This window comes from Leptospira sp. B5-022, from assembly GCF_000347035.1.
Lineage (GTDB): Bacteria > Spirochaetota > Leptospiria > Leptospirales > Leptospiraceae > Leptospira_B > Leptospira_B cinconiae.
The window spans coordinates 1-2,954 of sequence record NZ_ANIJ01000042.1 but is presented as its reverse complement, the minus strand read 5'-3'; the positions used below and the strand labels follow the sequence as shown (position 1 = coordinate 2,954).

The 2,954-nt window shown below is 38.1% G+C and carries 5 protein-coding genes; all 5 read right to left on the bottom strand.

Going from position 1 to position 2,954, the window contains the following annotated elements:
• Positions 1-154: 154 nt before the first annotated feature.
• Positions 155-442, bottom strand: a complete 288-nt coding sequence (locus tag LEP1GSC192_RS16175; RefSeq protein ID WP_036090677.1) for a type II toxin-antitoxin system RelE/ParE family toxin — start codon at positions 440-442, stop codon at positions 155-157.
• A complete protein-coding gene (locus tag LEP1GSC192_RS16170; RefSeq protein WP_036090674.1) occupies positions 427-615 on the bottom strand; it encodes a hypothetical protein in 189 nt (62 codons plus the stop codon). The genes LEP1GSC192_RS16175 and LEP1GSC192_RS16170 overlap by 16 nt, the downstream gene beginning before the upstream one ends.
• Positions 616-1,347: 732 nt before the next feature.
• Complete coding sequence (locus tag LEP1GSC192_RS19970; protein WP_020771069.1) at positions 1,348-2,244, bottom strand: hypothetical protein; 897 nt, start codon at positions 2,242-2,244, stop codon at positions 1,348-1,350.
• Between the two features lie 185 nt (positions 2,245-2,429).
• Entirely contained in the window at positions 2,430-2,771 is a 342-nt protein-coding gene (locus tag LEP1GSC192_RS16160) for a type II toxin-antitoxin system PemK/MazF family toxin (protein ID WP_036090497.1), read from the bottom strand.
• Positions 2,758-2,954 (bottom strand): hypothetical protein (locus tag LEP1GSC192_RS16155; RefSeq protein ID WP_036090670.1); only part of this gene is annotated, 197 nt, incomplete at its 5' end. The genes LEP1GSC192_RS16160 and LEP1GSC192_RS16155, both read right to left, overlap by 14 nt.

The following is a 2,954-nucleotide window of genomic DNA, read 5'->3' as shown; positions in this document are numbered from 1 at the left end:
TTCGCGAGTGCGTAAGCACTTGGCGCGAGGCTTGCTTAGCAAGACGAGTGACAAAGCGAAATGTGCCGTAGGCCAAGCAAGGGTCGCGTAGCGAGCCCGAAGCGCTGCGGCTGAGGCGAAAGTTAGGCGTAGGTGCCAAAATATTGAAAGTTAATTATTTTAACAATCTTGCTGAATGATGAATAGTAACGATTTCAATATTTTGAGAATTACTAATTCTATAGACTATTCGATAATTTCCAGAAAGCCGTTCTCGTAGATTTTCAATATTGAATTCAGGAACAACCCTACCCATCAATGGAAAACCTGGTATATTCTCGACGACATCTATTATTTTATTTACAACGTTTAATGCATAAACTTCAGAATCTTTAGCAATATAGTCATAAATATCTTGCAAATCTGACTTGGCTCTGAGAGACCAAATTATCTCTTTCGCCATTTAGTTATTTCTTCTAAAACTTGTTTATGCGAAATTGTTTTACTACTATCTAAATCAGATAAACCTTCCTGAACTTTCTTTGAGAAAAAAAGTTCTTCCATAATATCATCAAATGATGAATCATCTGGCAAATTCTCGATAAGATCAAGAGCCTGTTGTTTTGTTGAAGGCATGATTGATATTTGAGCCTTTAATCTATTGTTGTCAAATAAAATTTGGACAACTTATTAACCATTAAAGACGAGCTTAGTCAAATTTCAGATCTACTTTACTATCTTAGTTTCTTTTAACTATTTTTTATAAGCAGAATTATTTTTTGGCACTTGCGCCTAACGACCAAGGTGTTCCGACGTTTGCGATGGCACGAGCTTGCTTTGCAAGCGAAGTGACAGAAGCAAATGTGGCGTAGCCCGAGCGAGGGTTGCGTTAGCAATCCCGAAGCGTAGCGGAAGCACCGATAGTTAGGCGGCGTCCGATCGAAACAAGGTGCATTCAATTAGTTGCATTTTGCTAATTCAGTAAATTGACATTACTGTAGAATGTCGCTTTCAGATGCCAATTCCCCGCTCCGAATACGGCACTAGTTATAACTTTCCCCTGCAATCTAATTATCAAGATGAAACTTAAATCGCAGCACCAGAACATCAAAGGAGCGGACTAACCCTAAGGAAAATTTACTAAGACTCTTAAAAAATATTTAACCCTAAAATAAAAAAGAAAGTATTTATCGGATGTGCGCCTAACGACCAAGGGTTGGCGACGTTTCGCGAGTGCGTAAGCACTTGGCGCGAGTCTTGCTCTGCAAGACGAGTGACAAAGCGAAATGTGGCGAAGCCTGGAGCGAGAGTCGCGAAGCGATCTCGAAGCGTAACGCCAACTCGAAAGTTATACGAAGTGCTTGGGGATCAATCTGTAATTCCCGAAAGATTCAAATTACCCAAAGTACAAGTAAATTTGCTGAATTTTCCTTGGTCTACTTGGTCCCCAGAAAAAAGCATTACCTGAGCATGATAACTAAATATGCTCAACGTTGTATTCTTCGATCGTATATTACCAATTCTTTGAATATCTGAACTTATAAACGGAGGGTCTTCCTCCTCAATCGAACTTGGAAATAGAAAGGTACTCTTACTAAGGTCGTATTCCTTAAAATGATCAATAATTTTAAAATCGCGTTTTTCTAGATTTGCAAAATTTTCGATACCGTGCACATTCAAATCAAACCAGTCATATGTATTTTCATCCATAAGAAATCGATCAAGTCGGTCTTTGGACAATATTCGTGCGCAATTGATAATTGATGACCCATAGAAATTACCATCAATTTTATATAAATCGTCATAGGTGACAGAATAACGTAGATTAACTTTTCCTAAAAAGGATCGCAATCCGTGCATTACCCCTCTGGAATTATACCTTTTAATATTCAATTGAAAATATATGGAGAATATTAGACTTTGAATCGGATCTTTAAATATTTGAAATCCACCATCTCCTGTATCAATAAAATCACGACGAAAATCGTCTATATTCTTATACTCTGAGAAGAAAAGTGATTCATATTCCATTAAATGTTCACAAGTAGACGAGTAAATCGAGTGGAACAATATTGGAATAAGCAATTGCCTTTCCGTGGAATATTGGCTATACCCAACAATGTCTATCCCTAAAACCGATTTTTTTGACATACATTCAGAGAGAGCAGTTTCAACTTCTTGAGCAATTAAACTTAAGACTTCTTCCTCTGTCCCACCAATCATCGTCAGTTTCGCAAGGAATTCTGTTCTATTTATCGTATTCATTAAATTTCCCCAAGCATTTCGTATAACGACCAAGGCTTGACGACGTTTCGCGAGTGCGCAAGCACTTGGCACGAGACTTGCTCTGCAAGACGAGTGACAAAGCGAAATGTGCCGAAGGCCAAGCGAGAGTTGCGTAAGCAAGCTCGAAGCGGAGCGGAAGCACCGACAGTTATACGCAGTGCCCTTTAATCAAGGCCAAGAACGAGCTTTAGACCTTCTTCAACTTCAGACATCTTGTTTGGCTTCAGTTTGCCAGCTTTATTTAAAAATCTTTCTCTATCCAAAGTAACCGTTTGTGAAACATTTACAACCGAGTCTTTAGAAAGATTAGAATCCTTTTTTGATAAGGTTACGTTTCCTGGAGCTTCGGCTATATTTAAATTTGATGTAATTGAGATAACAATCACTGTATTGATATTGCTTTCATTAAAAGAATCATCTTGCACAATGAGAACAGGTCTTCTAAAACCAGGCTCACTGCCAAAAGGAATTCCTAAATCCACCCACCATATTTCACCACGAATCATTCTTTAAACTCTTACGCAGTAGTTCAACGGATAGATTATTTATATTTTCCTTAGAGCTAGCATTTCCTTTGAGATAGATTTTATTTAATCTTTCTGTGACGGATTCTTTACTATGTAATTGAATAAATTCTTCTAATGCCTTGGCAAAAAGCTGACTTCTAGGAATCCCTAATCTTTTCGCGG

Coding starts and splice junctions, on each gene's coding strand:
- LEP1GSC192_RS16175 (WP_036090677.1), bottom strand. CDS start 442: ATGGCGAAAGAGATAATTTGGTCTCTCAGAGCCAAGTCAGATTTGCAA.
- LEP1GSC192_RS16170 (WP_036090674.1), bottom strand. CDS start 615: ATGCCTTCAACAAAACAACAGGCTCTTGATCTTATCGAGAATTTGCCA.
- LEP1GSC192_RS19970 (WP_020771069.1), bottom strand. CDS start 2,244: ATGAATACGATAAATAGAACAGAATTCCTTGCGAAACTGACGATGATT.
- LEP1GSC192_RS16160 (WP_036090497.1), bottom strand. CDS start 2,771: ATGATTCGTGGTGAAATATGGTGGGTGGATTTAGGAATTCCTTTTGGC.